The sequence below is a fragment of the Variovorax sp. V213 genome, assembly GCF_041154455.1.
In the GTDB taxonomy this organism is placed as follows: Bacteria; Pseudomonadota; Gammaproteobacteria; order Burkholderiales; family Burkholderiaceae_C; genus Variovorax.
On sequence record NZ_AP028664.1, the window covers coordinates 5,256,269 to 5,280,703 of the forward strand.

Annotated in this window: 24 protein-coding genes; 12 read left to right on the forward strand and 12 right to left on the reverse strand. The window is 68.1% G+C overall.

The features are described 5' to 3' along the window. The first annotated feature begins 4 nt into the window (after positions 1 to 4). The 9 genes from ACAM55_RS24810 (at position 5) to ACAM55_RS24850 (ending at position 8,913) form a co-directional block, all read left to right on the forward strand. Entirely contained in the window at positions 5 to 1,210 is a 1,206-nt protein-coding gene (locus ACAM55_RS24810; protein WP_369654069.1) for a M20 aminoacylase family protein, read from the forward strand. 24 nt (positions 1,211 to 1,234) lie between these two features. Beyond that, entirely contained in the window at positions 1,235 to 2,227 is a 993-nt protein-coding gene (locus ACAM55_RS24815; protein WP_369656472.1) for a tripartite tricarboxylate transporter substrate-binding protein, read from the forward strand. 315 nt (positions 2,228 to 2,542) lie between these two features. Beyond that, positions 2,543 to 3,460: a dihydrodipicolinate synthase family protein gene (locus ACAM55_RS24820; protein WP_369654070.1), complete on the forward strand. Its 918-nt coding sequence runs from the start codon at positions 2,543 to 2,545 to the stop codon at positions 3,458 to 3,460. Positions 3,461 to 3,488: 28 nt separating this feature from the next. Next, on the forward strand, positions 3,489 to 4,625 hold the full coding sequence (locus tag ACAM55_RS24825; protein WP_369654071.1) for a branched-chain amino acid ABC transporter substrate-binding protein: 1,137 nt from the start codon (positions 3,489 to 3,491) through the stop codon (positions 4,623 to 4,625). Positions 4,626 to 4,638: 13 nt separating this feature from the next. Further along, a complete protein-coding gene (locus tag ACAM55_RS24830; RefSeq protein WP_369654072.1) occupies positions 4,639 to 5,574 on the forward strand; it encodes a 4-hydroxyproline epimerase in 936 nt (311 codons plus the stop codon). Positions 5,575 to 5,577: 3 nt separating this feature from the next. Beyond that, the gene (locus ACAM55_RS24835; RefSeq protein ID WP_369654073.1) at positions 5,578 to 6,684 is read left to right on the forward strand and encodes an NAD(P)/FAD-dependent oxidoreductase; all 1,107 of its coding nucleotides are present in this window, start codon (positions 5,578 to 5,580) and stop codon (positions 6,682 to 6,684) included. Continuing rightward, complete coding sequence (locus ACAM55_RS24840) at positions 6,681 to 6,929, forward strand: (2Fe-2S)-binding protein (protein WP_369654074.1); 249 nt, start codon at positions 6,681 to 6,683, stop codon at positions 6,927 to 6,929. Before ACAM55_RS24835 ends, ACAM55_RS24840 begins: the two co-directional genes overlap by 4 nt. A 5-nt stretch (positions 6,930 to 6,934) precedes the next feature. After that, positions 6,935 to 8,218, forward strand: a complete 1,284-nt coding sequence (locus tag ACAM55_RS24845) for an FAD-dependent oxidoreductase (RefSeq protein WP_369654075.1) — start codon at positions 6,935 to 6,937, stop codon at positions 8,216 to 8,218. A 26-nt stretch (positions 8,219 to 8,244) separates the two neighbouring features. Further along, the gene (locus ACAM55_RS24850) at positions 8,245 to 8,913 is read left to right on the forward strand and encodes a GntR family transcriptional regulator (RefSeq protein ID WP_369654076.1); all 669 of its coding nucleotides are present in this window, start codon (positions 8,245 to 8,247) and stop codon (positions 8,911 to 8,913) included. A gap of 192 nt (positions 8,914 to 9,105) precedes the next feature. Here ACAM55_RS24850 and ACAM55_RS24855 read toward each other — a convergent pair whose 3' ends face one another. From ACAM55_RS24855 to ACAM55_RS24880, 6 genes are all read right to left on the reverse strand, one after another. Further along, entirely contained in the window at positions 9,106 to 9,426 is a 321-nt protein-coding gene (locus ACAM55_RS24855) for a hypothetical protein (RefSeq protein WP_369654077.1), read from the reverse strand. Positions 9,427 to 9,513: 87 nt separating this feature from the next. Next, positions 9,514 to 9,684 (reverse strand): hypothetical protein, encoded by a 171-nt coding sequence (locus ACAM55_RS24860; protein ID WP_164547821.1) that lies wholly within the window; start codon positions 9,682 to 9,684, stop codon positions 9,514 to 9,516. Positions 9,685 to 9,782: 98 nt separating this feature from the next. Further along, positions 9,783 to 11,213: an ATP-dependent RNA helicase DbpA gene (gene dbpA / locus ACAM55_RS24865; RefSeq protein WP_369654078.1), complete on the reverse strand. Its 1,431-nt coding sequence runs from the start codon at positions 11,211 to 11,213 to the stop codon at positions 9,783 to 9,785. A 90-nt stretch (positions 11,214 to 11,303) separates the two neighbouring features. After that, positions 11,304 to 11,576, reverse strand: coding sequence for a translation initiation factor IF-1 (gene infA / locus ACAM55_RS24870; protein ID WP_015867950.1), 273 nt, complete (start codon positions 11,574 to 11,576; stop codon positions 11,304 to 11,306). Positions 11,577 to 11,637: 61 nt separating this feature from the next. Beyond that, positions 11,638 to 11,901, reverse strand: a complete 264-nt coding sequence (locus tag ACAM55_RS24875) for a hypothetical protein (RefSeq protein ID WP_369656473.1) — start codon at positions 11,899 to 11,901, stop codon at positions 11,638 to 11,640. A gap of 389 nt (positions 11,902 to 12,290) precedes the next feature. Then, entirely contained in the window at positions 12,291 to 13,535 is a 1,245-nt protein-coding gene (locus tag ACAM55_RS24880; RefSeq protein ID WP_369654079.1) for an MFS transporter, read from the reverse strand. An 82-nt stretch (positions 13,536 to 13,617) separates the two neighbouring features. Between ACAM55_RS24880 and ACAM55_RS24885 the strand changes: the two genes are divergently transcribed. Further along, positions 13,618 to 15,072 carry a PLP-dependent aminotransferase family protein gene (locus ACAM55_RS24885; protein ID WP_369654080.1) on the forward strand — a complete coding sequence of 485 codons (1,455 nt, stop codon included), beginning with the start codon at positions 13,618 to 13,620 and terminating at the stop codon, positions 15,070 to 15,072. Between the two features lie 7 nt (positions 15,073 to 15,079). On the opposite strand, the gene ACAM55_RS24890 is transcribed toward ACAM55_RS24885, so the two are convergent. After that, positions 15,080 to 16,135, reverse strand: coding sequence for a sugar phosphate isomerase/epimerase family protein (locus ACAM55_RS24890; protein ID WP_369654081.1), 1,056 nt, complete (start codon positions 16,133 to 16,135; stop codon positions 15,080 to 15,082). A gap of 127 nt (positions 16,136 to 16,262) precedes the next feature. Here ACAM55_RS24890 and ACAM55_RS24895 point away from each other — a divergent pair, with 127 nt between their 5' ends. Further along, positions 16,263 to 17,150 carry a gamma-glutamyl-gamma-aminobutyrate hydrolase family protein gene (locus tag ACAM55_RS24895; RefSeq protein WP_369654082.1) on the forward strand — a complete coding sequence of 296 codons (888 nt, stop codon included), beginning with the start codon at positions 16,263 to 16,265 and terminating at the stop codon, positions 17,148 to 17,150. A 16-nt stretch (positions 17,151 to 17,166) separates the two neighbouring features. On the opposite strand, the gene ACAM55_RS24900 is transcribed toward ACAM55_RS24895, so the two are convergent. The 3 genes from ACAM55_RS24900 to ACAM55_RS24910 form a co-directional block, all read right to left on the reverse strand. Beyond that, the gene (locus tag ACAM55_RS24900) at positions 17,167 to 17,349 is read right to left on the reverse strand and encodes a hypothetical protein (protein WP_369654083.1); all 183 of its coding nucleotides are present in this window, start codon (positions 17,347 to 17,349) and stop codon (positions 17,167 to 17,169) included. A gap of 93 nt (positions 17,350 to 17,442) precedes the next feature. Then, on the reverse strand, positions 17,443 to 18,315 hold the full coding sequence (locus tag ACAM55_RS24905) for an N-formylglutamate amidohydrolase (protein ID WP_369654084.1): 873 nt from the start codon (positions 18,313 to 18,315) through the stop codon (positions 17,443 to 17,445). Between the two features lie 7 nt (positions 18,316 to 18,322). Beyond that, positions 18,323 to 19,285, reverse strand: coding sequence for a tripartite tricarboxylate transporter substrate binding protein BugE (locus tag ACAM55_RS24910; protein WP_369654085.1), 963 nt, complete (start codon positions 19,283 to 19,285; stop codon positions 18,323 to 18,325). A gap of 113 nt (positions 19,286 to 19,398) precedes the next feature. Between ACAM55_RS24910 and ACAM55_RS24915 the strand changes: the two genes are divergently transcribed. After that, positions 19,399 to 20,322 carry a LysR substrate-binding domain-containing protein gene (locus ACAM55_RS24915; RefSeq protein ID WP_369654086.1) on the forward strand — a complete coding sequence of 308 codons (924 nt, stop codon included), beginning with the start codon at positions 19,399 to 19,401 and terminating at the stop codon, positions 20,320 to 20,322. Between the two features lie 15 nt (positions 20,323 to 20,337). Here ACAM55_RS24915 and ACAM55_RS24920 read toward each other — a convergent pair whose 3' ends face one another. Both ACAM55_RS24920 and ACAM55_RS24925 read right to left on the reverse strand, forming a co-directional pair. Beyond that, positions 20,338 to 21,333 (reverse strand): tripartite tricarboxylate transporter substrate binding protein, encoded by a 996-nt coding sequence (locus ACAM55_RS24920; RefSeq protein WP_369654087.1) that lies wholly within the window; start codon positions 21,331 to 21,333, stop codon positions 20,338 to 20,340. Next, on the reverse strand, positions 21,330 to 24,278 hold the full coding sequence (locus ACAM55_RS24925; protein ID WP_369654088.1) for a DNA topoisomerase III: 2,949 nt from the start codon (positions 24,276 to 24,278) through the stop codon (positions 21,330 to 21,332). Before ACAM55_RS24925 ends, ACAM55_RS24920 begins: the two co-directional genes overlap by 4 nt. Between the last annotated feature and the right edge of the window lie 157 nt (positions 24,279 to 24,435).

A 24,435-nucleotide genomic window follows, 5' to 3' on the forward strand; every position in this document is an offset into this window, starting at 1 on the left:
CATCATGAACATCGTCGACTCCTTCGCCAACAACGTTTCCCGCTTCGTCGATATCCGGCGCGACATCCACGCCCACCCCGAACTCGGTTTCGAAGAGCATCGCACCTCCGAAAAGGTGGCGGGCCTGCTCGCCGAATGGGGCATCGAGGTGCACCGCGGCATTGCCGGCACCGGCCTGGTCGGCGTGCTGCGCAAGGGCACCGGCACACGCACCATCGGCCTGCGCGCCGACATGGACGCGCTGCCGCTGAACGAAGCCAACGAGTTCGCCCACAAGTCCACCCACGCCGGCCGCATGCATGCCTGCGGCCACGACGGCCACACCACCATGCTGCTGGCCGCCGCGTGGCACCTGTCGCAGCAGGGGCCGCATGACTTCGACGGCACCGTGCATTTCATCTTCCAGCCCGCCGAGGAGATGGGCAAGGCCGGCGCCAAGAAGATGATTCAGGACGGCCTGTTCGACCGCTTTCCTTGCGACGCGGTCTTTGCGCTGCACAACTTCCCGGTCGGCGACGTGGGCCGCTTCGCGCTCAACGAAGGCGCTTTGATGGCGTCGAGCAACACCTACAAGATCACCATGCACGGGCGCGGCACGCATGCCTCGATGCCGCACACCGGCATCGACCCCGTGGCCGCGGTGGTCACGCTCGCGCAGCAGCTGCAGACCATCGTGCCGCGCACCATTCCGAGCACCGAGCGCGCCCTGCTCGCGGTCACGCAGCTGCAGGGCTCCGACGCGCCCAACGTGATTCCCGACGTGGCGACCGTCGGCGGCACCATCCGCACCTTTTCCATCGAGGCCATCGACAAGATCGAGGCGCGTCTGCGGGAGGTGGCCGCCGGCGTGGCCGCGGCGCACGGCTGCACGGCCGAGGTGTTTTTCAACCGCTCGTCGCCGCCGGTGGTCAACCACGTGGCCGAAGCGCGCTTTGCCGCCAGTGTGATGCGCGAGGTGGTGGGCGAAGACATGGTGACCGACAACTTCCCTGCCGTGATGGGCGCCGAAGACTTCGCCCACATGCTGCTCGCGCGGCCCGGCTGCTATGCCTTTCTGGGCAATGGCGATGGCGACCACCGGCTCGACGGCCATGGGCCCGGCCCTTGCATCATCCACAACACCTCGTTCGACTTCAACGACGAGATCATTCCGATCGGCGCCAGCTACTTCGTGAAGCTGGTGCAGCGCTGGCTGCCGTCGGGTGCCTGATTGAAATTTTTCCTGCCAATGATGATGAAAGCGGCCACCCCGATGACTCCCCCCCTGTTCTCCCGGCGTTCGCTGGCTGCCCTTGCCGCCGCCACGGCACTCGGCGCCTTCGCGCCCGTGCACGCGCAGCAGCGCGTGATCCACATCGTCGTGCCCTTCGGCACGGGCGCGGTGCAAGACACGGTGGCGCGCGCCTTCAACGCCGAACTGGGCGCGGCCCTGAACGCCAGCGCGATCGTCGAGAACCGCGCGGGTGCGGGCGGCACGGTGGGTGCGGCCGCGGTGGCCAAGGCGCCTGCGGACGGCAACACGCTGGTGCTCGCGGCCGCGAGCCACAACATCGCGGGCTTCCTGTACAGCAAGCTCTCCTATGACCCGCTGAAGGATTTCGTGGGCGTGGCCAGCATCGGCAATGCGGGCTACGTGCTGGCGGTGGCGAGCGGGCTCAACGTGTCGAACACGGCGGACTTCATCAAGGAGGTCAAGGCCAACCCGGGCAAGTACAACTACGCCTCGGCCGGCAACGGCAGCGCCACGCACCTTGCGATGGCGTCGTTCCTTGCCAAGGCTGGACTGCAGATGACGCACATCCCGACCAAGTCCACCGGCGAGGCCGTCAACGAGGTGCTCGCGGGCCGCGTGCAGGCCGTCATCTCCTCGAGCATCGGCGTGATGGGTTTCCAGGCCGATCCGCGCATGAAGCTGCTCGCTTCCACCGGCCAGGCGCGCAGCCCCTTCCTGCCCAACCTGCCGACCGTGGCCGAGAGCGGCCTGCCGGGCTATGCCTTCGATTCTTGGATCGGCCTGCTCGCACCCGCCGGTACGCCCAAGGCCGAGGTCGAGCGCCTCAACGCGGCCACCAACAAGGTGCTGGCCGATCCGGCGATCCAGGAGCGCTTCAAGCGCCTGGGCGTGGAGCCGCGCACGCAGAGCGTCGAAGAGTTCCAGAAGCTGCTGCGCGCGGACTGGGATGCGATGGGGGCGGTGGTGAAGGCTTCTGGGGCGAAGATCGACTGACTTGGGTCTCATGTTGTGTTCGGCGCTTTTGTTCAGGGCACTCTTGTTCAGGGCGCGTGCAAAGGCCACCGGGTACTCCCCTCCGCGAATGTCCCTGTCCCCCGTCGGCGGGAGCGCACCCTGAACGCGTGAGCGTGAACAAAGCGCGGACGCACACAAGTCGCGCCCCATCAAGCGGACTTCCTCCGTCCTTCTCCGGATATCACAGAAGACCCTGACCCAAAAGAGCGCTTGCCCCACGCATATCCTGAAGATATATTATTAATATATTTAGATCGCGGCCGTTTCCCGTCGCGCAACCCAGGAGCCCATCACGTGACCAACCCCCGCTGGCAAGGCATCTTCCCCGCCATCACCACCAAGTTCCACGCCGACGAAAGCATCGATGCCGATGGCACCGCCCGGCACATCGACTTCCAGATCCGCAACGGCATCCACGGCCTGGTGACCTGCGGCTCGCTGGGCGAAGCCAGCACGCTCACGCTCGAAGAGAAGCTGCAGGTCGCCCAGATCGCCCTGGAAGCGGCCGACGGCCGCATCCCGGTGCTGGCGAATGTGTCGGAAACCAGCACCCGGGAAGCCCTGCGCTACGTGGACGGCGCCAACCAGCTGGGGGTGGCGGGCTTCATGGTGATGCCCTCGGTGATCTACGTGGCCGATGCGCGCGAGGCAATGCTCAATGTGCGCACCATCGCCAACGCCGCTCAGAAGCCCATCATGGTCTACAACAACCCGGTGGCCTACCGGGTGGACCTGAAGCCCGAGCACATGGTCGAGTTGGCGGACTGCGAATGGATCGCGGCGATCAAGGAGAGCACGGACGACATCCGCCGCATCACGGACCTGCGCAACACGGTGGGCAACCGCTACCAGTTGTTCCTGGGGGTGGACGACCTGGCCTACGAAGGGCTGGCGCTGGGTTGCGATGGCCTGCTGGCCGGGGTGGGCTGCGCGTTCCCGCGCGAGACGGTGGCGCTGTATGACCTGATGAAGGCCGGGAAATTCGCCGAGGCGCTGGCGCTGTACCAGTGGATGACGCCGATGCTGCACCTGGATGTGTCGACCAAGCTGGTGCAGAACCTGAAGCTGATCGATGCGCTGGTGGGCGTGGGCAGCGAGCACATGCGCCGCCCGCGGCTGCCGCTGGTGGGCGAGGAGCGCGCGGCGGTGGAAACCATCGTGAAGAAGGCGCTGGCCACGCGGCCTGCGCAGTACCAGTCGGTCATGGCATAACCCTCTCGTCCCTTGCATAGGAACAAGCATGAAGTCCAAAGCACACATGATCCCGCTTCTCGGCCTCCTGGCCATCGCGATGGCAGGCCACGCCAATGCGCAGCAGGAGCAGGTCGTCAAGATCGGCCACAGCGGACCGCTCTCGGGACCCAACGCCTTCGCGGGCAAGGACAACGAGAACGGCGTGCGCCTTGCCATCGAGGAACTCAACGCCAGGAAGATCACCGCTGGCGGGAAGACGCTGAAGTTCGAACTGGTGTCCGAAGACGACCAGTGCGACGCCAAGTCCGGCGTGAGCGTGGCGCAGAAGTTCGTGGACGACGGCGTCAAGTACGTCATGGGGCCGTATTGCTCGGGCGTTGCCATTCCGGCTTCGCGCATCTATGCCGACGGCGGCACGATGGTCTCCACCGTGGGCACCAACCCGAAGGTCACGCAGGGCGGCTACAAGAACCTGTATCGCATCATCGCGAGCGACAACCAGATCGGCTCCAGCATGGCGGTGTACGCGGCCAAGGTGCTCAAGGTGACGAAGGTCGGCGTGATCGATGACCGCACCGCCTTCGGCCAGGGCCTCGCTGAAGAGTTCACCAAGGAAGCGAAGAAGCAGGGCCTCACGGTGGTCGGGCAAGAGTTCACCACCGACAAGGCCGTGGATTTCACCGCCATCCTGACCAACATGAAGGCCAAGGCGCCCGAGGCGATCTTCTTCGGCGGCTACGCGCCGCAGGCCGCACCCATGGCACGCCAGATGAAGCAGCTCGCCGTGCCCGGCAAGCTGCTGGGCGGTGACACGCTGTGCAGCCCGGCCACCGGCAAACTCGGCGGCGACGCGGTCAACGACCTGGTGTTCTGCGCTCAAGGCGGCTCCATTCTCGAGAAAGCGCAGAGCGGCCCGGCGTTCAAGGCCAAGTTCAAGAAGCGCTTCAACGCCGATGCGGATGCGTATGCCGCCTCGTACTATGACCAGGTGCTGTTCATCGGCGAGTCGATGCAGAAGGCCAACTCCATCGATCCCGACAAGGTGGGCGCCGAGCTCTACAAGACCACCTACAAGGGCGTGGCCGCCACCTACAGCTACGACGACAAGGGCAACATGAAGCAGGCGCCGATCACGGTGTTCACCTTCAAGAACGCAGCGCCCGTTCCCCTCGCCAGCTACTGAGTTCGAGAAATACATGCAACGCATCCAGATCATCGATTCGCACACGGGCGGCGAGCCCACGCGCCTGGTCATCGGCGGGTTTCCCGATCTGGGCGGCGGCAGCATGGCCGAGCGCCGCGCGCTCTTGGCTGAGCGGCATGACAAATGGCGCGCAGCCACGGTGCTCGAGCCGCGCGGCAGCGACGTGATCGTCGGCGCGCTGCTGTGCGAACCGGTGTCGAAGGATGCCGCCGCCGGCGTGATCTTCTTCAACAACGCCGGCTACATCGGCATGTGCGGCCACGGCACCATCGGGCTGGTTGCAAGCCTTGCGCACATCGGGCGCATCGGCGTGGGCGAGCACAAGATCGAGACGCCAGTGGGCACGGTAACGACCACGCTGCATGCCGACGGCTCGGTGAGCGTGCGCAACGTGCCGGCGTATCGGCATCTGCACCAGGTCGCGGTCGACCTGCCGGGCCACGGCACCGTGCACGGCGATGTGGCCTGGGGTGGCAACTGGTTCTTCCTGGTGAGTGAACACGGCCAGCGCGTGGCGAGCGACAACCTCGCTGCGCTGACCGGCTACACCACCGCGTTGCGCAAGGCGCTGGCGGCGCAAGGCATCACGGGCGCCGATGGCGCGGAGATCGACCACATCGAACTCTTCGCCAACGACAGCGAAGGCGCGGACAGCCGCAACTTCGTGCTCTGCCCAGGCAACGCCTACGACCGCTCGCCCTGCGGCACCGGCACCAGCGCCAAGATCGCCTGCCTCGCGGCCGACGGCAAGCTGGCGCCGGGCGAGGTGTGGACGCAGGCCAGCGTGATCGGCAGCCGCTTCGAGGCCAGCTACGCGCTGGAACACGGCAAGGTCATCCCAACGCTGCGCGGCCGCGCGCACATCAGCGCCGAGGCCACGCTGTTGATCGACGACAACGATCCTTTCGGGTGGGGTATTCGGCTGTAGGTGATGGACGCGGACGTCATCGTCATCGGAGCCGGCATCGTCGGTGCCGCCTGCGCGCATGCGCTCGCGCAGGGCGGCCGCCGGGTGCTGGTGCTCGATGCGCGCATCGGTGGGGCCACAGGCGCAGGCATGGGGCACCTCGTGGTGATGGACGACAACCCGGCCGAGCTCGCATTGAGCAGCCATTCGACGGCGCAATGGCGCGCCCTGGCACCGCGCATGGGCGAGGACTGCGCGTACAGCGCCTGCGGCACGCTCTGGATCGCGGCCAACGAAGAGGAAATGGCCGAGGCCGAGCGCAAGCAGCAGCGGCTGCATGAACACGGCATCGAAAGCCGCCTGCTCGGCGCGGCTGCGCTGGCACGTGCCGAGCCCGCGTTGCGCAAAGGCCTCGCCGGCGCGCTCGAAGTGCCAGGCGACGGCATCCTCTATGCACCGAACGCGGCGCGCTGGCTGCTCGCGCAGGGCGGAGATTCGATCCGCGTCGAGCACGCGAAGGTCGGTGCCATCGAAGACGACGGCACGCTGCGGCTCGCGGACGGCAGCCGGCGCGCCGCGCCGCAGATCGTGCTGGCCAACGGCATCGAGGCGACGACGCTCTGCCCCGAGCTTCCGATTCGGCCCAAGAAGGGCCACCTGCTGATCACCGACCGCTATCCGGGCACGGTGAATCACCAGCTCGTCGAGCTCGGCTACGTGACCAGCGCGCACCACAGCGACGGCGACTCGGTCGCGTTCAACGTGCAGCCCCGGCCGACCGGGCAACTGCTGATCGGCTCCTCGCGCCAGTTCGACAGCACCGATCCCGCCGTCGAAGCACCGATGCTCGCGCGCATGCTGCAGCGCGCGCTCGACTACCTGCCGGGGCTCGCGGACCTCAACGCGGTCCGCTCGTGGACCGGCCTGCGCGCCGCGACGCCCGACGGACTGCCGCTGCTGGGCCAGCACCCGTGGCGCGAGAAGCTCTGGCTCGCCGTCGGCCACGAAGGCCTGGGCGTGACCACCGCGCCGGGCAGCGCGCACCTGCTTGCGGCCTTGATGACCGGCGGCGTCCCCGAATTCGACGCGGCGCCCTATGCGCCGCGCGGGCTGCTGGAGAGGAGTGCATGAGCGGCGAGACCTTGCTGCACATCGACGGCCAGCTCGTCCGGGTGAAGGCCGGCAGCTCGGTCGCCGCCGCCTTGCGCGTCGCCGGCGGCGTGGGCGTGGCGCGCACCTCGGTCACAGGCCAGCCGCGTGCGCCGTTCTGCGGCATGGGCGTGTGCCAGGAATGCCGCGTGTTCATCGACGGCCGCCGCAGGCTCGCCTGCCAGACGGTCTGCGCCGAGGGCATGCGCGTGGAGACCTCCGAGTGACGGACATGACGCTGGAACATTGCGATCTGCTGATCGTCGGCGCGGGTCCTGCCGGCATGGCCGCGGCGGTGGCGGCCGCCCCCAGCGGCGCATCCATCGTCGTGATCGACGACAACCCCGCACCGGGCGGGCAGATCTGGCGCGACGGTCCCGGCGCCACGCTGCCGCCGGCCGCGCGCAAGTGGCGTGATGCGCTCGAACGCCACGCCAACATCCGCGTGCGCAGCGGCACGCGCGTCGTCGCGGCGCCTTCGCGCAACCAACTGCTGCTCGAAGACGCCGAACGCGGCTGGCGCCTGCAGTGGAACAGACTGATTCTCTGCACCGGTGCGCGCGAGCTGCTGCTGCCCTTCCCGGGTTGGACGCTGCCCGGCGTGACGGGCGCGGGCGGCCTGCAGGCGCTCATCAAGGCGGGCCTGCCGGTCGAGGGCGAACGCGTCGTGATTGCGGGCAGCGGGCCTTTGTTGCTCGCCGCCGCGGCGACGGCGCGCGCGGCGGGTGCGAAGGTCGTGCGCATCGCCGAGCAGGCTTCGTTCGCGGCAGTCGCCGGGTTTGCGGCCAGCCTGCCGAGATGGCCGGGCAAGGCTGTGCAGGCGATCACGCTGGCCGATGCGCAGTACCGCACCTCGTCGCGCATCGTCTCGGTGCAAGGCGCCACGCAGGTCGAATCGGTTCGGCTTCGCCAAGGCGGCCGCGAAGTGGAAATCGAATCCGATCGCGTGGCCTGCGGCTTCGGCCTCGTCCCCAACACGCAACTGGGCCGGATGCTCGGCTGCGCGCTTACGCCCGAAGGCATCGGCGCGCAGGCACTGGCTGTCGATGCGCGGCAGGCCACCAGCCTGGCCGACATCTACGCAGCCGGCGAATGCACCGGCTTCGGCGGCAGCGAACGCGCCCTCGCGCAGGGCACCATCGCCGGCCATGCAGCCGTCGGCAACGAGGGCGCCGCAAAGCAGCACGAACGCGAACGCGCCCGCTGGAATGCCTTCGCCGCACAGCTGGGCCGCAGCTTCGCGCTGGCGCCCGCCATCCGGCAGATGCCGCAGCCCGACACGGTCGTATGCCGCTGCGAAGACGTGCCGTTCTCGGCGCTTGCGGATTGCAGTGGCTGGACCGACGCCAAGCTCCACCGCCGCTGCGGCATGGGTGCCTGCCAGGGCCGCGTCTGCGGCGATGCCGCGCAGTTCCTTTTCGGCTGGACACCGCCCGCGCCGCGCCCCCCGCTGTCGCCGGCGCGCATCGCAACCCTGGCCGGCCTCGCGGGCCCTGTCGATGTGGACCGACAATGAAGCCGAAGCAGCACCAGAAGAAAACAATGGCCCCCCCGAAGACCGTGCCTCGTCCCCAGCCCAAACGACGGGCTGCCGACCTCGCCTATGACGCGATCGAGACGCTGCTCTCCACGCTGCAGCTGGAGCCCGGCAGCCAGATCGTCGAAGCCGACCTCGCCGAGCGCACAGGCCTCGGCCGCACGCCGGTGCGCGAGGCATTGATGCGCATGGTGTCGATCGGCCTCATCGTGCAGCAGCCGCGCCGCGGCCTGCTGGTGTCGACCATCGACCTGGCCGACCACCTCGACGTGATCCAGACCCGGCGCGTGCTCGAACTGCTGATTGCGGCCTGCTCGGCGCGCCGCGCCACCGCGCTGCAGCGCAAGGAGATCGTGCGCTGCGCCGAGCTGATGGTGAAGGCGGCCCACCGCGGCGACCTGAACGACTACATGCAGGCCGACCGCGCGCTCGACTTCGTCAACCACCAGGCGAGCCACAACGATTCGGCGGTGAAGGCGGTGACCCCGCTCATCGTGCAGTGCCGGCGCTTCTGGTACGCCTACCAGCACGAAGGCGAGATCGTCGAAGGTGCGAATGCGCACCTCGAACTGGCGCAGGGCATCGCGACCGGCAACGAGGCAGCGGCCACCGCCGGCGCCAATCGCCTGATGGATTACCTCGAGCTGTTCGCCCGAAAAATCATCGACAAATAGGCCGAAGGGGGCCTCGTTCGCCCCACCGAACTGCGCGTGACTGCCGTGGCCTTCGGCGCATACTGGCTCGGAAGCGCCGGTCCTTCGCCAGTTCCCGGACCACACGATGCTCACGACATCGCAGCGCCTGTGACGCCCGGGGGAGGAGAAGTCCTCGGGTTGGGCGCGGGGTGCGACGGCCATCGCCGCGCCTCAGTCCTCGGCCGGCAACGGCTCCGGTCCGGGCCAGCCCAGCAGTTCGGCCAGCCGCTGCACGATCCACCCAGCCTCGGCAGTCGATACGCCGGCTTCGGGCGTGGCCAGCCCGGCGTGGATACGGCGCAAGATCTCGCTCTCGACCGGCACCTCGGTGTGGTGCTGGATCTGCGCGTGGCCCACGAGGTGGTTGGCGAGGTCTTCGCAGATCTCGTAGCGCTCGCGCACCACGCCGATCGGCTCCGAGAGGCGCTGGCGCGCGTCGCTGTAAACCGCGAAGAACGAGGGCGGGATGAAGATCTGGTTGTCGTCGGACATCGCGGATTGGATTTATAGGCTGCCCCAATGACAAAACGCGCCCGAGGGCGCGTTCGTCGTGGCTCTTGCGAGCCTGCGGGGGCTGGATCAGCCGCCCTTCTTGGCGCGCTTGCCGGGGTTCTTCTTGCTGCGCGTGGCGGTGCCGCGCTCCAGGCTGACCTTCTGGCCGCCACCGGACTTGGGCAGGGCGTAGCCGGGCAGGGGCGTCGGCTTCGGGGTGGCAACGCGGTCGGCTTCGGTACGAATTTTCTTGGGCATGAAAAGCTCGGGTAAAAAGTAATGTTCGAGGGCCAATTAGGCCACAGCGGGGATTTTGCCTGCCAGAAGCCGAAGCAACGGGCATGACGGGGGTTCTTTCAGAGCTCGAGCAGGCGCACTTTCACGCTCTTGCCCTTCACGCGGCCGCTCGAAAGCTTGCGCGCCGCTTCGGCCGCAATGCCGCGCTCCACGGCCACGTAGGTCGAGAACTCGTTGACGTTGATCTTGCCGACCTGGTCCTTGGCGTAGCCGCAGTCGCCGGTGAGCGCGCCCAGCACGTCGCCGGCGCGGATCTTTTCCTTGCGTCCGCCGACGATCTGCAGCGTGGCCATGGGCGGGTGCATCGGCTCGCCCTTGCCGGGCGTGAGCTCGGCCAGTTCGTGCCATTCGGATTCGCGGCCCTGCAGCTGTTCGATCTTGCCGACGCTGCCCATCTCGTCCATGCTGGCCAGGTTCAGCGCGAGGCCCTCGGCGCCACCCTGCTGGCCCACGCGGCCGGTGCGGCCGACGCGGTGGATGTGAATTTCGGAGTCGGGCGTCACGTCGACGTTGATCACGGCCTCGAGCTGCGCAATGTCGAGCCCGCGCGCCGCCACATCGGTGGCCACCAGCACCGAGCAGCTGCGATTGGCAAACTGCACCAGCACCTGGTCGCGCTCGCGCTGCTCCAGTTCGCCGAACAGCGCCAGCGCGCTGAAGCCCTGCGCCTGCAGCACCTCGACGAGGTCGCGGCACTGCTGCTTGGTGTTGCAGAACGCCAGCGTGCTGACGGGGCGGAAGTGATCGAGCAGCAGGCTCACGGCATGCAGCCGTTCGCTTTCTTTCACCTGGTACCAGCGCTGGCGGATCTTGCTGCCTTCATGCTGCGCCTGTACCGTGATCTGCTGCGGGCTCTTCATGAACTGCTGCGCGAGCTTGGCGATGCCTTCGGGGTAGGTGGCCGAGAACAGCAGCGTCTGGCGTTCCTTCGGGCACTGGCGCGCCACCTTCACGATGTCGTCGAAAAACCCCATGTCGAGCATGCGGTCGGCTTCGTCGAGCACCAGGGTGTTGAGCGCCTCGAGGTTCAGGTTCTCGCGCTCCAAGTGGTCCATGATCCGGCCCGGCGTGCCCACCACGATGTGCGCGCCGTGCTCCAGGCTGGCGATTTGTCCGCGCAGGGCGACGCCGCCGCAGAGCGTGACCACCTTGATGTTCTCCTCGGCGCGCGCGAGACGGCGGATTTCGGTCGTGACCTGGTCGGCCAATTCGCGCGTCGGGCACAGCACCATCGCCTGGATGGCGAAGCGGCGCGGGTTCAGGTTGGAGAGCAGCGCCAGCGCAAAGGCGGCGGTCTTGCCGCTGCCGGTCTTGGCCTGTGCGATCAGGTCCTTGCCGAGCAGTGCCGGTGGCAGCGCGGCCGCCTGGATCGCCGTCATCTGCGTGTAGCCGAGCTGCGTGAGGTTGGCCAGCATCTGGGGCGAGAGCGCCAGCGTGGCAAAGCCGTGGTCGGCCTGGAGGCCGCCGGCTGTTGGATTGGGTGTGGTCATCGTTCAGCAGCCGGAAGACCGCGAGAAAAACAAAGGCCTTGCCAAGCGCCCGTCGCGGGGCGTTTGCCAAGGCCCTTCGTCAGTCGCGGATCAGCGGCGAGGTGCGTTGTTGTTGCCGGAGTTGGTCGGCGGCGGACCGCGGCGCTCCAGATGGCGGAAGGTGATACGGCCCTTGGTCAGGTCGTAAGGCGAGAGTTCGAGCGACACCTTGTCACCCGCCAGGATGCGGATGTGGTGCTTGCGCATCTTGCCGCCGCTGTAGGCGATCAGCTGATGGCCGTTGTCGAGCGTCACGCGGTAGCGCGAGTCGGGCAGGACTTCGGTCACTGCGCCGTTCATTTCGATCAGTTCTTCCTTGGGCATGTGTGATTACCTCTGAATTCTCGTTCGATGTGTGTTGGATATGAAGATGGGCGTAATTGTTTCAGCCTGCGCACTGCAAAGCGAGCGGGGCAACGCTGCGCGGATGGCGTTCGCGCACCCAGCCCAGGCCTTGGGCGACGGCGTAGCGTGCGGCGGCGGAATGGCTGGCAAAGCGCGGCGTGAAACGCATCACGCGGTCGTGCATGCCGCTGCCGCGGCCGGAGCGGATCGAGACGGAGGCGGCGAAGTTGCCGTCGTCCTGGTGTCGAATGAGCGGGGAAACAAGATACTTGCCCACCGCGATACTGTGTTGAATGATGTCCATGAAAGCCTTGGCACCGTACGCGAAAAGTGTGCGCAAAATGCCGAAAAATAATTGAAAACGGGCGTGGGCCGGCCAGAACGGCGCGGCGGACGCGCTATTCGCTTCAACAAGAACGAAGGCAGTGGTGGCAATCATGGGCGCCCGGTCTGGCGCTCCAACACACTGTGAAGCCGGCTGAAAGTGAAGGGGCCTGAAAAATCCAAGGGACAGTACAGGTCAGCCGGCGTAATGACGAAGTGCTTCGTCGTGGTATCGAAACGAACCCGCCATTATAGCTTGACGGGCATGACAGTTGCTCGCCTTAAAAGAAAGCCCGGGCGGGATCGCGCTGCAAGGGACGGTCGTTCCTGCGATGTTTGCTATTGAAAATATAGCGTAACACGGTGCTGTCAGGCAGTCAGCGGCGATGTCGACGACGAAATCGCGGCCCGCGACCTGTGGGCTGCGCGCAACATCAGCCCCAATCCCGCGAGCTGGCAGGCCGCGCCGGCCCAGCCCACCGCACTCACGCCGACCAGATCGATCACCGCGCCGCCCAGCGCCGAGCCGGCGGCGATGCCGAGGTAGACCGCCGATGCGTTGAGCGACAGCGTCATCGGCGCCCGGTCCGGCGCCAGCCGGATCAGCCGCACCGCCTGCGCCGGACCGAAGCCCCAGCCCGCGAAGCCCCAGAGCGCCGACAGCCCGACGATCAGCGGCAGCGCCAGGCCGCGCGGCAGCATCTGCGCCGAGAACGAGAGCCCGCCCAGGATCGCCACCAGCATCAGCGCGAAGCCCTGCGCCACGCGGTCGGCGCCGAAGCGGTCGGTGGCCCAGCCGCCGGCCGCGGTGCCGATGGCCGCCGCCACCCCGATGGCGCAGAACACCGCGCTCACGCCCTCGGCGCCGAAGCCCAGCGTGCCCGACAGGAACAGCGCAATGTAGGTGTAGAAGCTGAAGCCGCCCGTAGCCCACAGCATGGTGGTGAGCAGCGCCGGCAGCACGCCGGGCTTGCGGGTCACCGAGAAGGACGGCGTGCGCGCGGCGGCCGGTGCCGATGCCAGGCCGCGCGGCAAACCGATGGCCAGGCCCCAGGTCGCCAGCGCCGCCACCGCGGCGATCAGCAGGTAGGCCGTGCGCCAGCCGCCCCAGCCCGCGACCCATGCGCCCAGCGGCACGCCGAGCGCGACCGCCACCGTACCGCCGCCGGTCACGATGGCGAGCGCCCGGCCGCGCAGAGCAGGCGACACCATGGCCGCCGCCACCGCGCTCGCGGTCGGCAGGAATACCCCGGCCACCAGCCCCAGCGCAACCCGCGCCAGCGCCAGCAGGCCGAATCCCTGCGCCATCGAGGCGGCCAGCGTGAGGCCCGAGAAGGCCGCGAGGCTGGCGATCAGCAGGGGCCGCCGGCCGAAGCGCGCGCACAGCGCGGCCATCAGCGGCGAGCCGATGGCGTAGCTCAGCGCGAACAGCAGTACCAACTGCCCGGCGCGCGTGGTGCTCACTTGCAGGTCGGCCGCCAGCGACGGCAGCAGGCCGGCGACCATGAAGCTTTCGGTGCCGATGGCGAAGGCGCCGAGCGCGAGCCAGGCCAGGCCGAGGGGCAGGCGTTCGGCGGGCTGCGACTGCGGGGCAATGGTGGGATCGGTGTTCATGGCGGGACTCCGGTGAGCGTTCTGAGGCCTTCAGAATAGGCTTGAGATTGGCTCTTCAAAAGAACCACAATTGGCGAAGTTCATGGAGCCACTTTTCGAACTCGCCATCCGCCTGCCAGGCGCCGGCTCGCGCGATCTGCTGCGCGAGGTGCACCGGCAGCTGCGCGCCGCCATCCTCGATGGCCGGCTGCAGCCCGGCGCGCGTCTGCCCGCCACGCGCACGCTGGCGCAGCGGCTGGGTGTGTCGCGCAACACCATGCTCGCGGCTTACGACCTGCTGCTGAGCGAGGGCTATCTGCTGGCGCGTGCCGGCGCCGGCACGTACGTGGCCGACACCGTGCCGCTATCGCGTCGCGGCCGCGCGGTCAAAAGCACCACCAGGCGCGACCCGCGGCTGGTGCCGCTGAACGTGCCCGGCGCCGACCTCGCGCCTACGCTGCAGTCCCTGCCGTCGCGCGACGACTTTCGCGTCGGCCTGCCCGACACCGGCGCCTTTCCCTTCGACATCTGGCGCCGCCTGTCCGACCGCGCGCTGCGCCGCATCGCGCGCGAGCCGGCCGACTACGCCGATCCGCAGGGCCAAGCCGCGCTGCGCGAGGCGATCGCCAGGCATGTGTCGTTCACGCGTGCGGTCGGCTGCACCGCCGACGACATCGTGGTCACGGCTGGCGCGCAGCAGGCCTTCGGGCTGCTCGCGCGCATCCTCGTCGTGCCGGGGCGCACCGTGGTCGCGGTCGAGCAGCTCTTCTATCCTTCGCTGCGCGAGGCCCTGACGGCTGCGGGCGCGAAGGTGGTCACCGTGCCGGTCGACGCCGAAGGCCTCTGCGTCGAGCGCCTGCCGCCCGAGGTGCGCGTGATCTGCGTGACGCCCTCGCACCAGTTCCCCACCGGCGTCGTGATGTCGCCGCAGCGGCGCGCGGCGCTGCTGGCCTTTGCGCGGGCGCGCAACGCCGTCGTCATCGAGGACGACTACGACAGCGAATTCCGCTTTGCCGGCCGCCCGCTCGATGCGCTGCAGACGCTCGACCGCGCCGAGTCGGTCTGCTACGTGGGCACTTTCTCCAAGAGCCTGTTCCCCGCGCTGCGGCTCGGCTTCGTAGTGGCGCCGCCGTGGGCGCGCGCGTCGCTGGTGCGGGCGCGTGAGCTGGCCGACTGGCATGGGCCGGTGCTCGGGCAGGAGGCGCTGGCCGCCTTCATCGCCGAAGGGCACCTCGCACGCCACATCCGCAAGATGCGCAAGGTCTACGGGGCGCGGCGCACCGCGCTGCTCGAGGCGCTGGCGCGGCATGGCGCGGGGCGGCTCGATGTGATCCCTTCCGACGCGGGGCTGCACCTGTCGGCCTGGCTGCGCACCGGCACGCGCGACCACACCGTGGTCGCGCGCGCCGCGGCTGCCGGCATCACCCTGCCACCGCTGTCACGTTTCGCGCCGGACCCGCAGGCGCCCGGCGCGCCCAATGGCCTGGCATTCGGCTACGGCCTGGTCGGCGAATCGCAGATCGACGGTGCGATCCGTCGGCTCGCGGCGCTGCTCTGAAGGGGCTTCAGCCGATCCCCAGCACCCGCTTGTTCGCGGCCACGTCGACGCCGCCCGCCGCGAAGTCGTCGAAGGCCCGGTCGGCCACGCGGATGATGTGGTCGGCAATGAAGGCAGCGCCTTCGCGGGCGCCGTCTTCAGGGTGCTTGATGCAGCATTCCCATTCGAGCACAGCCCAGCCGGGGAAGTCGTACTGCGCCATCTTCGAGAAGATGGCGTTGAAATCGACCTGCCCGTCGCCCAGCGAGCGGAAGCGCCCTGCCCGGTTGATCCAGCTCTGGAAGCCGCCGTACACGCCCTGCTTGCCAGTCGGGTTGAACTCGGCGTCCTTCACGTGGAAGATCTTGATGCGCTCGTGGTAGTGGTCGATGTACGCCAGGTAGTCCAGCTGCTGCAGCATGAAGTGGCTCGGGTCGTACAGCAGGCAGGCACGCGGATGGTTGTTCACGCGATCCAGGAACATCTCGTAGCTCACGCCGTCGTGCAGGTCTTCGCCGGGGTGGATCTCGTAGCCCACGTCCACGCCCGCCGCATCGAAGGCATCGAGGATCGGCCGCCAGCGGCGCGCCAGTTCGTCGAAGGCTTCCTCGATGAGTCCCGGCGGGCGCGGTGGCCATGAGTAAAGGTACGGCCAGGCCAATGCGCCCGAGAAGGTCGCGTGGGCCGTGAGCCCGAGGTTGGCCGAGGCCTTGGCCGCGAAGTGCAGCTGCTCCACGGCCCATTGCTGGCGCCGCACCGGGTCGCCGCGCACCTCGGGAGCCGCAAAGCCGTCGAAGCCCGCGTCGTAGGCCGGATGCACCGCGACCAGCTGGCCCTGCAGGTGGGTCGACAGCTCGGTGATCTCGAGGCCGTGCGCGGCGAGCGTGCCCTTGATCTCGTCGCAGTAGGTCTTGCTCCCGGCGGCCTTCTTGAGGTCGAACAGGCGCGCATCCCAGCTCGGGATCTGCACGCCCTTGTAGCCCAGGCCGGCGGCCCAGCCGGCAATGGCGTCGAGCGAGTTGAACGGGGCTTCGTCTCCTGCGAACTGGGCCAGAAAAATGGCCGGGCCCTTGATCGTCTTCATGGCTTGTCTTCCTTCTTGGTCGTAGAGGCGTTGAAAGCATACTTGGCGTGTCGTCCGACCCCGTGCGAGAGGCCAAAGCGCCAAAATGGACTTTCCTTTTCGCTCAGCACGTCCTGCCAGTCCCGAGATGCCGCAACCTGTTTCCGCCCGGCTGAAGATCGGCTTGTCTGCCTGCTTTTCCCATGCAGATCCGGCGCGCTCGCTGTTCACCAACAAGACGCTTCAGTACGTCGAACAATCCATCGCGCACTGGCTCATGTCGGCCGGTGCCATGGTGGTGATGGTGCCCTGCCCCACGGGCGAAACCGCGCGCGGCGACACCAAGCTCTCGCACTACGCCGAATGGCTCGACGGCGTCGTGATGCACGGCGGGGCCGACGTCTGGCCCGGCAGCTACGGCGAGGAGCCGCTCAAAGATGCATGGGTGGGCGACCGTATCCGCGACCTGTACGACCTGGCGCTGGTCGAAGCCTTCGAGCAGGCCGGCAAGCCCATCTTCGGCGTCTGCCGCGGCCTGCAGCTCATCAACGTTGCCTTTGGCGGCACGCTGTACCAGGACATCGAGGCGCAGCACGACCATCCCGAAACCATCCGGCACCGCGACCCGGTGACCTACGACCAGAATTTTCACCAGATCGAGATCGTCGAAGGCACGCGCCTGGCCAAGCTCTATCCGGAGGTGAAGACTGCAAAGGTCAACAGCATCCACCATCAGGGCGTGAAAGACCTGGCACCCGGTTTCGAGGTCGAGGCCTGGAGCCTGCCCGACCGCGTGCCCGAGGCCATCCGCCGCCGCGCCGACAAGGGACGCAGCTACATCTCCGCCACCCAGTGGCATCCCGAATTCCACAAATACGGCAGCACCGAGACGGTGGACGACACGCCCATCCTGCACGACTTTCTCTGGGCCTGTGCCACCGCGAGGGTCGCGCCCCAGACCTCGCCCGGCGCCGGGTCAGGCCGGATCCGCGACCGCGCGGCGCGCGTGCTGCGCCAGGCGCTGCTGCGGCGCTGACGCACCGGCTGGCTGGCTAGCGCCGGTCGGAACGGTTCGTGCTGCCGCTGACGCCGGCATCGATGGTGCCGAACACCGTGACGCCGCTGCCGGACGACGAGGCGGCGCGATCGCTGTTGCCCGCCGACCCCGTGCCGGCGCAGCCCGCCGCCAGGGCGCCGATCGCGACGGCAAGAACAGCTGCAATGAATGGCTTCACGGAAAACTCCTGGCAATGGTGAGACTGCGATCACTATAGGCCGGCGCATTTCGGGCCCGGCAACAACACACCCGCGGGCGGCAGGGTTGTCGATCAGCGCGGATCGGTCGCGAGCAGCATCTGGGCCATCGACCGCAGATCCTGCTGCAGCCGCGCCGCCGCCGCCTCGTCCAGCGCCAGCGTGGCCTCGTCCATGTAGAGCCTGCGGTTGATCTCCACCTGGATGCTGTGCCGGTTCTCCGCCGGCCGGCCATGCCGGCGCACCAGCTCCACCCCTTTGTACGGGTGGTTGTAGTCCACGCTGTAGCCCCGCGCGCGCAGATGCTCGCAGATCTTTTGCGACAGCGCCGGGTCGGCGGTGCTGCCGTCGCGGTCGCCAATCACGAAATCCGCATGCACGAGGCCCGGGAAATCTGTGGCGTGGCTGCCCGCAACCGCCGGCATCGAGTGGCAGTTGATGTGGATGCAGTAGCCGTGCCGCGCATGCGCCGACTCGATCGCCTCGGCCACCGCGGCGTGGTACGGGCGCCAGCAGTTCTCGATGCGGCCGCGCACCTCGTCCACGCCGAGCAGCCGGTCGTAGATGGGCAGGCCTTCGTCGGTGAGCTTCCAGACCAGGCCCTTGCCGAGCCGCACCTTGGCGAGCACGCGCGGGTCGCTCGAAAGGGGCTCGGTCCAGGGCCCGTCGAGCAGCGTGGTGTCGAGCTCGGCGGTGTCGCGGTTGGCGTCCAGGTAGCTGCGCGGGAAGTGCGCCTCGATCCAGGCCGCGCCCATGGCGGGCGCAAAGGCATAGAGCTTCTCGACGTGCGTGTCTTCGGCCCGGCGCAGCGTGGCAAGCTCGCACACGGGCCGGAAGTCCTCGGGGTAGACGGTGCCGCTGTGCGGCGAATCGAGCACCAGCGGCGTGTGCCCGGCGACGCTCGTCACCTGGGCGCGGGTTTGGATCAGTTTCAGAACTGGATGCATAGGCAGTTCAGTCCAATCGGATGCGGGCGAAGGCGGCGACCTTCTTCATCTTCTCGATCTCGCTCGCAATCTGCGCCGTGAACTCGGCCGGCGTGGTGCCCGAGGCGTACAGCCCCTGCAGCGCGAGACGCTCGCGCACCGAGGCGTCCTTCAGTGCGGTGGCCACGGCTTGCTGCATGCGCAGCGCGATATCGGCCGGCGTGCCGGCGGGCGCGACCAGTCCGAACCACGAGGGATCGTTGTTGGCGGGATAGCCGAGCTCGCGGTAGGTCGGCACCTCGGGCAGCACGTCGAGCCGGCTGCTCCATGACACGGCCAGCGCCTTCAGCTTGCCTGCCTTCACGTGCGGCAGCGAGGAGGCCACCTGGTCGAAGTACACCGGCACCTCGCCCGCGAGCACGTCGTTGATGGCCGGGCCGGCACCGCGATAGGGGATGTGCACCATCGAGGTTCCGGTGCTGCTCTTGAAGAGCTCGCCCCACATGTGGCCGATGGTGCCGTTGCCCGGCGATGCGTACGACACCTTGCCCGGGTTCGCCTTCAGGTACTTCACGAGTTCCGCGAAGCTCTTCACCGGCAGCACCTGCGGGTTGATGACGACCACGCCCGGCGCCTTGACCAGTTCGGTCACGGCGACAAAGCCCTTGACCGGGTCATAGGGCAGCTTCTGGTACACGGCCGGATTCACGCCGTGCGTGGAGAGCGTGGCCACGCCGAAGGCGAGGCCGTCCGGCGCGGAGCGGGCCACTTCGGCCATGCCGATGGAGCCGCCGGCACCGGCGCGGTTGTCGATGACCACGGGCTGCTGGAGGATCTTGGCCAGCGGCTCCGACAGCACCCGCGCCGTGATGTCGGTGGCGCCGCCGGGCGGGAAGGGCACGATCATGCGGATCGGCTTGCCTTGGGCAAAAGATATTCCAGGAGCGACAGAAACAGCGGCCAGGGCGGAAAGAAGATGACGACGTTGCATAGGGGTTTTTCCAATGAGACGGGAGTAATGAAGCAAAGGATTGCTGCGTTACTTCAAGCAAAGGATAGACCAGCTAACATTCTGATCTGGAATGTTTTAATGGGCATCCAGCCATGTCGCTCCGCCGCCTCAACCCGCCCCTGAATCTGCTGCGCGCCTTCTCTACCGTGGTGCGCTTCGGCGGCGTCTCGCGCGCCGCCGAAGCGCTGCACCTGACCCAGGGCGCCGTCAGCAAGCAGGTGCAGGAGCTGGAGCGCTGGATCGGCGCGCCGCTGTTCGAGCGCAGCCGCAAGCGGCTGGCGCTCACGCCCGCGGGCGAGCGCTACGAGAAGGCCGTGCGCGCCGTGCTCGCGCAGCTGGAGGCGGCCACGCTGGAGTTCATCACCAGCGGCGACGGCGGCGGCGCGCTGCACCTGTCCACCCTGCCCACCTTCGGCGCCAAGTGGCTGATTCCGCGCCTGCCCGACTTCCAGCGCCTGCATCCCCAGATCACGCTGCATTTCGTGCCCTTCGTGCATGGCTACGACTTCGAACGCCCCGAGCTCGACTGCGCCATTCTGTTCGGCGACGGCCACTGGCCCGGCGCGCGCTCGCATTACCTGGCGGGACAGGACGTGGCGCTGATCGCGCCGCGCGCAGGGCTGGCCGAAGCCGTCATCCGCACGCCGCAGGACGTGGCGCGCTGCACGCTGCTGCGCCACGTGACGGTGCCGCAATCGTGGCTGCAATGGAGCGAGACGCACGGCGTGCGCGGGCTCGACCCGCTGGCCGGCCCCCAGTTCGACCAGTTCCAGACCATGATCCGCGCGGTGATGGTGGGCATGGGCGTGGCGCTGGTGCCGCGCTGCCTGGTGCAGGACGAAATCGCCTCCGGGCTGGTGGACGAGCCGCTGCCGGGCGGCGGCTACCGCGGCAACGAAGGCTACTGGTTCTGCTACCCCGAGGGCCGCGGGCAACTGGCCACGCTCGACCATTTCCGCCGCTGGCTGCTGGCCGAGGTCGACCGCGGCGGCGAGGCGGTGCCCGCCCTGCCTTGAACCTGTGACGGCTGGCTACTCGGGCTTGGCGCCCGACGCCTTCACCGCGACGCCCCAGCGCTGGATCTCGTTCGCCACAAAGCGGTCGAACTCGACGCCCGTGGTGGGCGCGGGCTCGGAGCCCCGGTCGCGGATGAAGCGCGCCATCTGCTCGCTCTTGAGGATCTCCGTCACTTCCTGGTTCAGCCGCGCCGTGATCTCGCCCGGCGTGCCGTGCGGCGCCATCAGGCCGAGCCAGCCCACGGCTTCGAAGTCCCTGGTGCCGGCCACGCCGCTTTCGCGCACGGTGGGCACCTCGGGCAATTGCGACGAGCGTTGGGCCGAGGTGACGGCCAGCGGAATCGCCTTGCCCGCCTTGATGTGCGGCAGCGCGGCCGTCACCGAGTCGACCATCAGCGGCACCTGGTTGCCCAGGAAGTCCGACTGCGCCGGCCCGCTGCCGCGGTACGGAATGTGGGTGATGAACACGCGCGCCGCCGACTTGAACATCTCGCCCGACAGGTGCTGCGTGCCGCCGATGCCGGCGCTCGCGTAGCTCAGCCTGCCGGGCTCGGTCTTGGCCCGCGCGGCCAGGTCGGCCATGCTGCGGATGCCGCTTTCGGGCGTGGCCAGGAACACCAGCGGAACCGTGGCGATGAGCGAGATGCCCACCAGGTCCTTGCGCGGGTCGAAGCCCGGCTTGGCGTAGAGCGTCTGGTTCACCGCCATCGCGCTGCCGGCCACCACCAGCGTGTAGCCGTCGGCCGGCGAGCGCACCACGAACTCGGTGCCGATGTTGCTGCCGGCGCCGGCCTTGTTGTCCACGATGACCGGCTGGCCCAGCCGCTTGCCGAGCTGTTCGGCCAGTGCGCGCGCGAAGATGTCGGTGGCCTGCCCCGGCGGGAAGGGCACCACCAGCTTCACCGGCCTGTCGGGCCACGCGGCGGCCTGCGCGAGGCCGGCCGCGCCGGCAAGAAAGACAGCCGCGGCGGCAACCAGGCCAAAGGCGAAACGCCGGCGCCCGGCCGTCATGGCGCCGAGAGGTGCTTGCCCACGATGCCCGCGAGTTCGAACATCGTCACCTGGTCCTTGCCGAACACCGGCTTGAGCTTGGCGTCGGCATTGATCGCGCGCTTGTTGGCCGCGTCCTGCAGGCCGTTGGCCTTGATGTAGTCCCAGAGTTTCTTGATGACCTCGGTGCGCGCCACCGGCTCGGCGCCGATCACCGCGGCCAGCGAGTCGCTCGGCTTCAGGCCCGCGCCGGGCTTGCGCGGTGCGGCGGCCTTCTTCGCGGCCGGCGCCTTCCTGGCAGCGGGGGTCTTCTTCGCCGCCACCTTCTTGGCTGCGGCCGTCTTGCCGGCGGCCGGCGCCTTGCCGAAGGTCTTGCGCGGCGGGAACTTGCTGCCGCCTTCGCGCGGCGCGAACTCGAAGGTCACCTTGCCCTCTTCGGCGTTCCACGTCAGGAAAGCCTTGAAGGCGCGGCGCGTGCGCATGCTCACGAACTTGTCGAGCAGGTCGGTCTTGCCGGTGGCGAGCAGCTTTTCCATCTGCGCGCGCTCCACCGGCTGCTGCAGGATGATCTTGCCGGTCTTGAAGGTGCAGCTGGGCGTCGGCTGCGCGTTGGTGGGCACCGACTTCTCGCAGACGTAGTTGCTGCCGTGCTCGAACACCGGCGCGCCGCAGACCGGGCACGGGCCTACCGTGTCCTGCTCGCTGAAGTCGACGATCTCGCCGGTGTCGCCGTTCTTGTCGTCGCCGAAGTCGAACTCCAGCTTCCAGTTCTTCGCTTCCTCGTCGAACTTCAGGACGATCTCGGAGGTGAAGGGCCAGCCGGCCTTGGAGCGGAAGCCCTCGAGCGGGCCGATGTGCTTGTTGGCCAGCAGCGCCTCGGCCTCGGCCACTTCGAAGGTGCGCCCCGCCGGCGACTTGCCGAACGAGAAGCCGCAGGCATCTTCGCCGGTGCCGGACTTGCCGGTGCAGGCATAGCGGCGGTAGTTTTCCTTCACCACGCCGCCGCAGTTGGGGCACGGTGTCGAAAGCGTCGTGTAGTCGCCCGGCACGGTGTCGCGGTCGTATTCCTTGGCCTTCTTGACGATGTGCTCCGTCATCTCGGCGATCTCGCGCATGAAGGCATCGCGGCTCAGCGCGCCCTTCTCCATCTGCGCGAGCTTGTATTCCCACTCGCCCGTGAGTTCGGCCTTGGAAAGCTCTTCCACGCCCAGGCCGCGCAACAGCGTCATGAGCTGGAAAGCCTTTGCCGTGGGGATCAGCTCGCGGCCTTCGCGCAGCATGTATTTCTCGGTGATCAGGCCTTCGATGGTGGCGGCGCGCGTGGCTGGCGTGCCGAGGCCCTTCTCCTGCATGGCCTCGCGCAGCTCGTCGTCGTCGATGGTCTTGCCGGCGCCTTCCATGGCGCCGAGCAGCGTGGCTTCCGAATAGCGTGCCGGCGGCCGGGTCTTCAGCGCCTTCAGGTCGGCCGACTCGGTCTTCACCGTTTCGCCCGGCTTCACCACCACCAGGTTCTTGCCGTCCTTCTCGTCGTCGTCGTTGATTGCTTCCTTGCCCCAGATGGCCAGCCAGCCCGGCTTGACCAGCACCTTGCCGTCGCTGCGGAACGGGTACTTCCTGCCGGCGGCTTCCACCGTGCTGATGCGGGTGGTGACCTGGAACTCGGCACTCGGGAAGAACACCGACATGAAGCGGCGCACCACGAAGTCGTACAGCTTCTGCTCGGCCTCGGAGAGGCCGCTCGGCGCCTGCAGCGTGGGAATGATGGCGAAGTGATCCGACACCTTGGCGTTGTCGAAGATGCGCTTGTTCGGCTTCACGTAGCTGCCGTCGACCGCCTGCTGCGCGAAGGGCGCGAGATGCTTCATGCCGCTCTCGGCGAGCATCTTCATCGTGTCCTTCACCACCGGCAGGTAGTCCTCGGGCAGCGCGCGCGAGTCGGTCCGCGGGTAGGTCAGCGCCTTGTGGCGTTCGTACAGGCTCTGCGCCAGCGCCAGCGTGGTCTTGGCCGAGAAGCCGAAGCGGCCGTTGGCCTCGCGCTGCAGCGAGGTCAGGTCGAACAGCATCGGCGAGGCCTGGGTGGTGGGCTTGCTTTCCTCGGTCACAGTGGCCGGCTTGCCGCGCGCCGCATCGGCGATCTCGCGTGCTTCGCGCTCGCTCCACACGCGGTCGGCGCGAATCTCCGCATCGGCCACGCCGTCGGGGCCCGGCGGCGGCTTCTTGAAGTTGGCGTCGAACCATTTGCCGGGGTACTGGCCGGCCTCGGCCTGGAACACGCCGTGGATTTCCCAGTAGTCGCGGCTGACGAACTTGCGGATCTTCTCCTCGCGCTCGACCACCACCGACAGCGTGGGCGTCTGCACGCGGCCCACGGTCGTCAGGAAGAAGCCGCCGTCGCGCGAATTGAAGGCCGTCATGGCGCGCGTGCCGTTGATGCCCACCAGCCAGTCGGCCTCGGAGCGCGAGCGCGCGGCGTCGGCCAGGCCCTGCATCTGCTTTTCGGTGCGCAGCGCGTCGAAGCCGTCGCGGATGGCCTGCGGCGTCATCGACTGCAGCCACAGGCGCTTCACCGGCTTGTTCAGGCCGGTCTTGCCGCCCGCGTACTGCTCGATCAGGCGGAAGATCAGCTCGCCCTCGCGGCCCGCGTCGCAGGCGTTGATGAGCTGCGTCACGTCCTTGCGCTTGGCCTGCTTGACCACGGCGTTCAGGCGCGTCTTCGTCTTGTCGACCGGCTTCAGGTCGAAGTGCGGAGGAATCACCGGCAGGTTCGCGAAGCTCCACTTGCCGCGCTTGACGTCGAACTCCTCGGGCGCCTGGATTTCGACCAGGTGACCGACGGCACTGGTCACGACATAGCTGTCGTTCTCGAAATGCTCGTCATGTTTGTCGAACTTGCCGGCCACCGGCGTGAGCGCACGGACGATGTCCTGTGCCACCGACGGCTTTTCTGCGATTACCAAGGTCTTCATCAACAATTCCTAAAAGAGTTCTCAGGCCGGCGCCGAGCCGCCTCAAGGCGGCTTGCGGCCCCCTCGGGGGGCAGCGACGGCACGCAGTGCGGGAGCGTGGAGGCCACATACAATCTGCGGCTTCCCGCGTGTGCGCACGCGCACACGCGCATGTGTG

Bases quoted from the DNA above. Each gene is read 5' to 3' on its own strand.
- ACAM55_RS24835 (WP_369654073.1), top strand. From the start codon at position 5,578: ATGGACGCGGACGTCATCGTCATCGGAGCCGGCATCGTCGGTGCCGCC.
- ACAM55_RS24880 (WP_369654079.1), bottom strand. From the start codon at position 13,535: ATGAACACCGATCCCACCATTGCCCCGCAGTCGCAGCCCGCCGAACGC.
- ACAM55_RS24875 (WP_369656473.1), bottom strand. From the start codon at position 11,901: ATGGACATCATTCAACACAGTATCGCGGTGGGCAAGTATCTTGTTTCC.
- ACAM55_RS24910 (WP_369654085.1), bottom strand. From the start codon at position 19,285: ATGCAACGTCGTCATCTTCTTTCCGCCCTGGCCGCTGTTTCTGTCGCT.
- ACAM55_RS24920 (WP_369654087.1), bottom strand. From the start codon at position 21,333: ATGACGGCCGGGCGCCGGCGTTTCGCCTTTGGCCTGGTTGCCGCCGCG.
- ACAM55_RS24915 (WP_369654086.1), top strand. From the start codon at position 19,399: ATGTCGCTCCGCCGCCTCAACCCGCCCCTGAATCTGCTGCGCGCCTTC.
- dbpA (WP_369654078.1), bottom strand. From the start codon at position 11,213: ATGACCACACCCAATCCAACAGCCGGCGGCCTCCAGGCCGACCACGGC.
- ACAM55_RS24815 (WP_369656472.1), top strand. From the start codon at position 1,235: ATGAAAGCGGCCACCCCGATGACTCCCCCCCTGTTCTCCCGGCGTTCG.
- ACAM55_RS24885 (WP_369654080.1), top strand. From the start codon at position 13,618: ATGGAGCCACTTTTCGAACTCGCCATCCGCCTGCCAGGCGCCGGCTCG.
- ACAM55_RS24840 (WP_369654074.1), top strand. From the start codon at position 6,681: ATGAGCGGCGAGACCTTGCTGCACATCGACGGCCAGCTCGTCCGGGTG.
- ACAM55_RS24810 (WP_369654069.1), top strand. From the start codon at position 5: ATGAACATCGTCGACTCCTTCGCCAACAACGTTTCCCGCTTCGTCGAT.
- ACAM55_RS24830 (WP_369654072.1), top strand. From the start codon at position 4,639: ATGCAACGCATCCAGATCATCGATTCGCACACGGGCGGCGAGCCCACG.
- ACAM55_RS24825 (WP_369654071.1), top strand. From the start codon at position 3,489: ATGAAGTCCAAAGCACACATGATCCCGCTTCTCGGCCTCCTGGCCATC.
- ACAM55_RS24895 (WP_369654082.1), top strand. From the start codon at position 16,263: ATGCCGCAACCTGTTTCCGCCCGGCTGAAGATCGGCTTGTCTGCCTGC.
- infA (WP_015867950.1), bottom strand. From the start codon at position 11,576: ATGCCCAAGGAAGAACTGATCGAAATGAACGGCGCAGTGACCGAAGTC.
- ACAM55_RS24845 (WP_369654075.1), top strand. From the start codon at position 6,935: ATGACGCTGGAACATTGCGATCTGCTGATCGTCGGCGCGGGTCCTGCC.
- ACAM55_RS24890 (WP_369654081.1), bottom strand. From the start codon at position 16,135: ATGAAGACGATCAAGGGCCCGGCCATTTTTCTGGCCCAGTTCGCAGGA.
- ACAM55_RS24855 (WP_369654077.1), bottom strand. From the start codon at position 9,426: ATGTCCGACGACAACCAGATCTTCATCCCGCCCTCGTTCTTCGCGGTT.
- ACAM55_RS24860 (WP_164547821.1), bottom strand. From the start codon at position 9,684: ATGCCCAAGAAAATTCGTACCGAAGCCGACCGCGTTGCCACCCCGAAG.
- ACAM55_RS24905 (WP_369654084.1), bottom strand. From the start codon at position 18,315: ATGCATCCAGTTCTGAAACTGATCCAAACCCGCGCCCAGGTGACGAGC.
- ACAM55_RS24850 (WP_369654076.1), top strand. From the start codon at position 8,245: ATGGCCCCCCCGAAGACCGTGCCTCGTCCCCAGCCCAAACGACGGGCT.
- ACAM55_RS24925 (WP_369654088.1), bottom strand. From the start codon at position 24,278: ATGAAGACCTTGGTAATCGCAGAAAAGCCGTCGGTGGCACAGGACATC.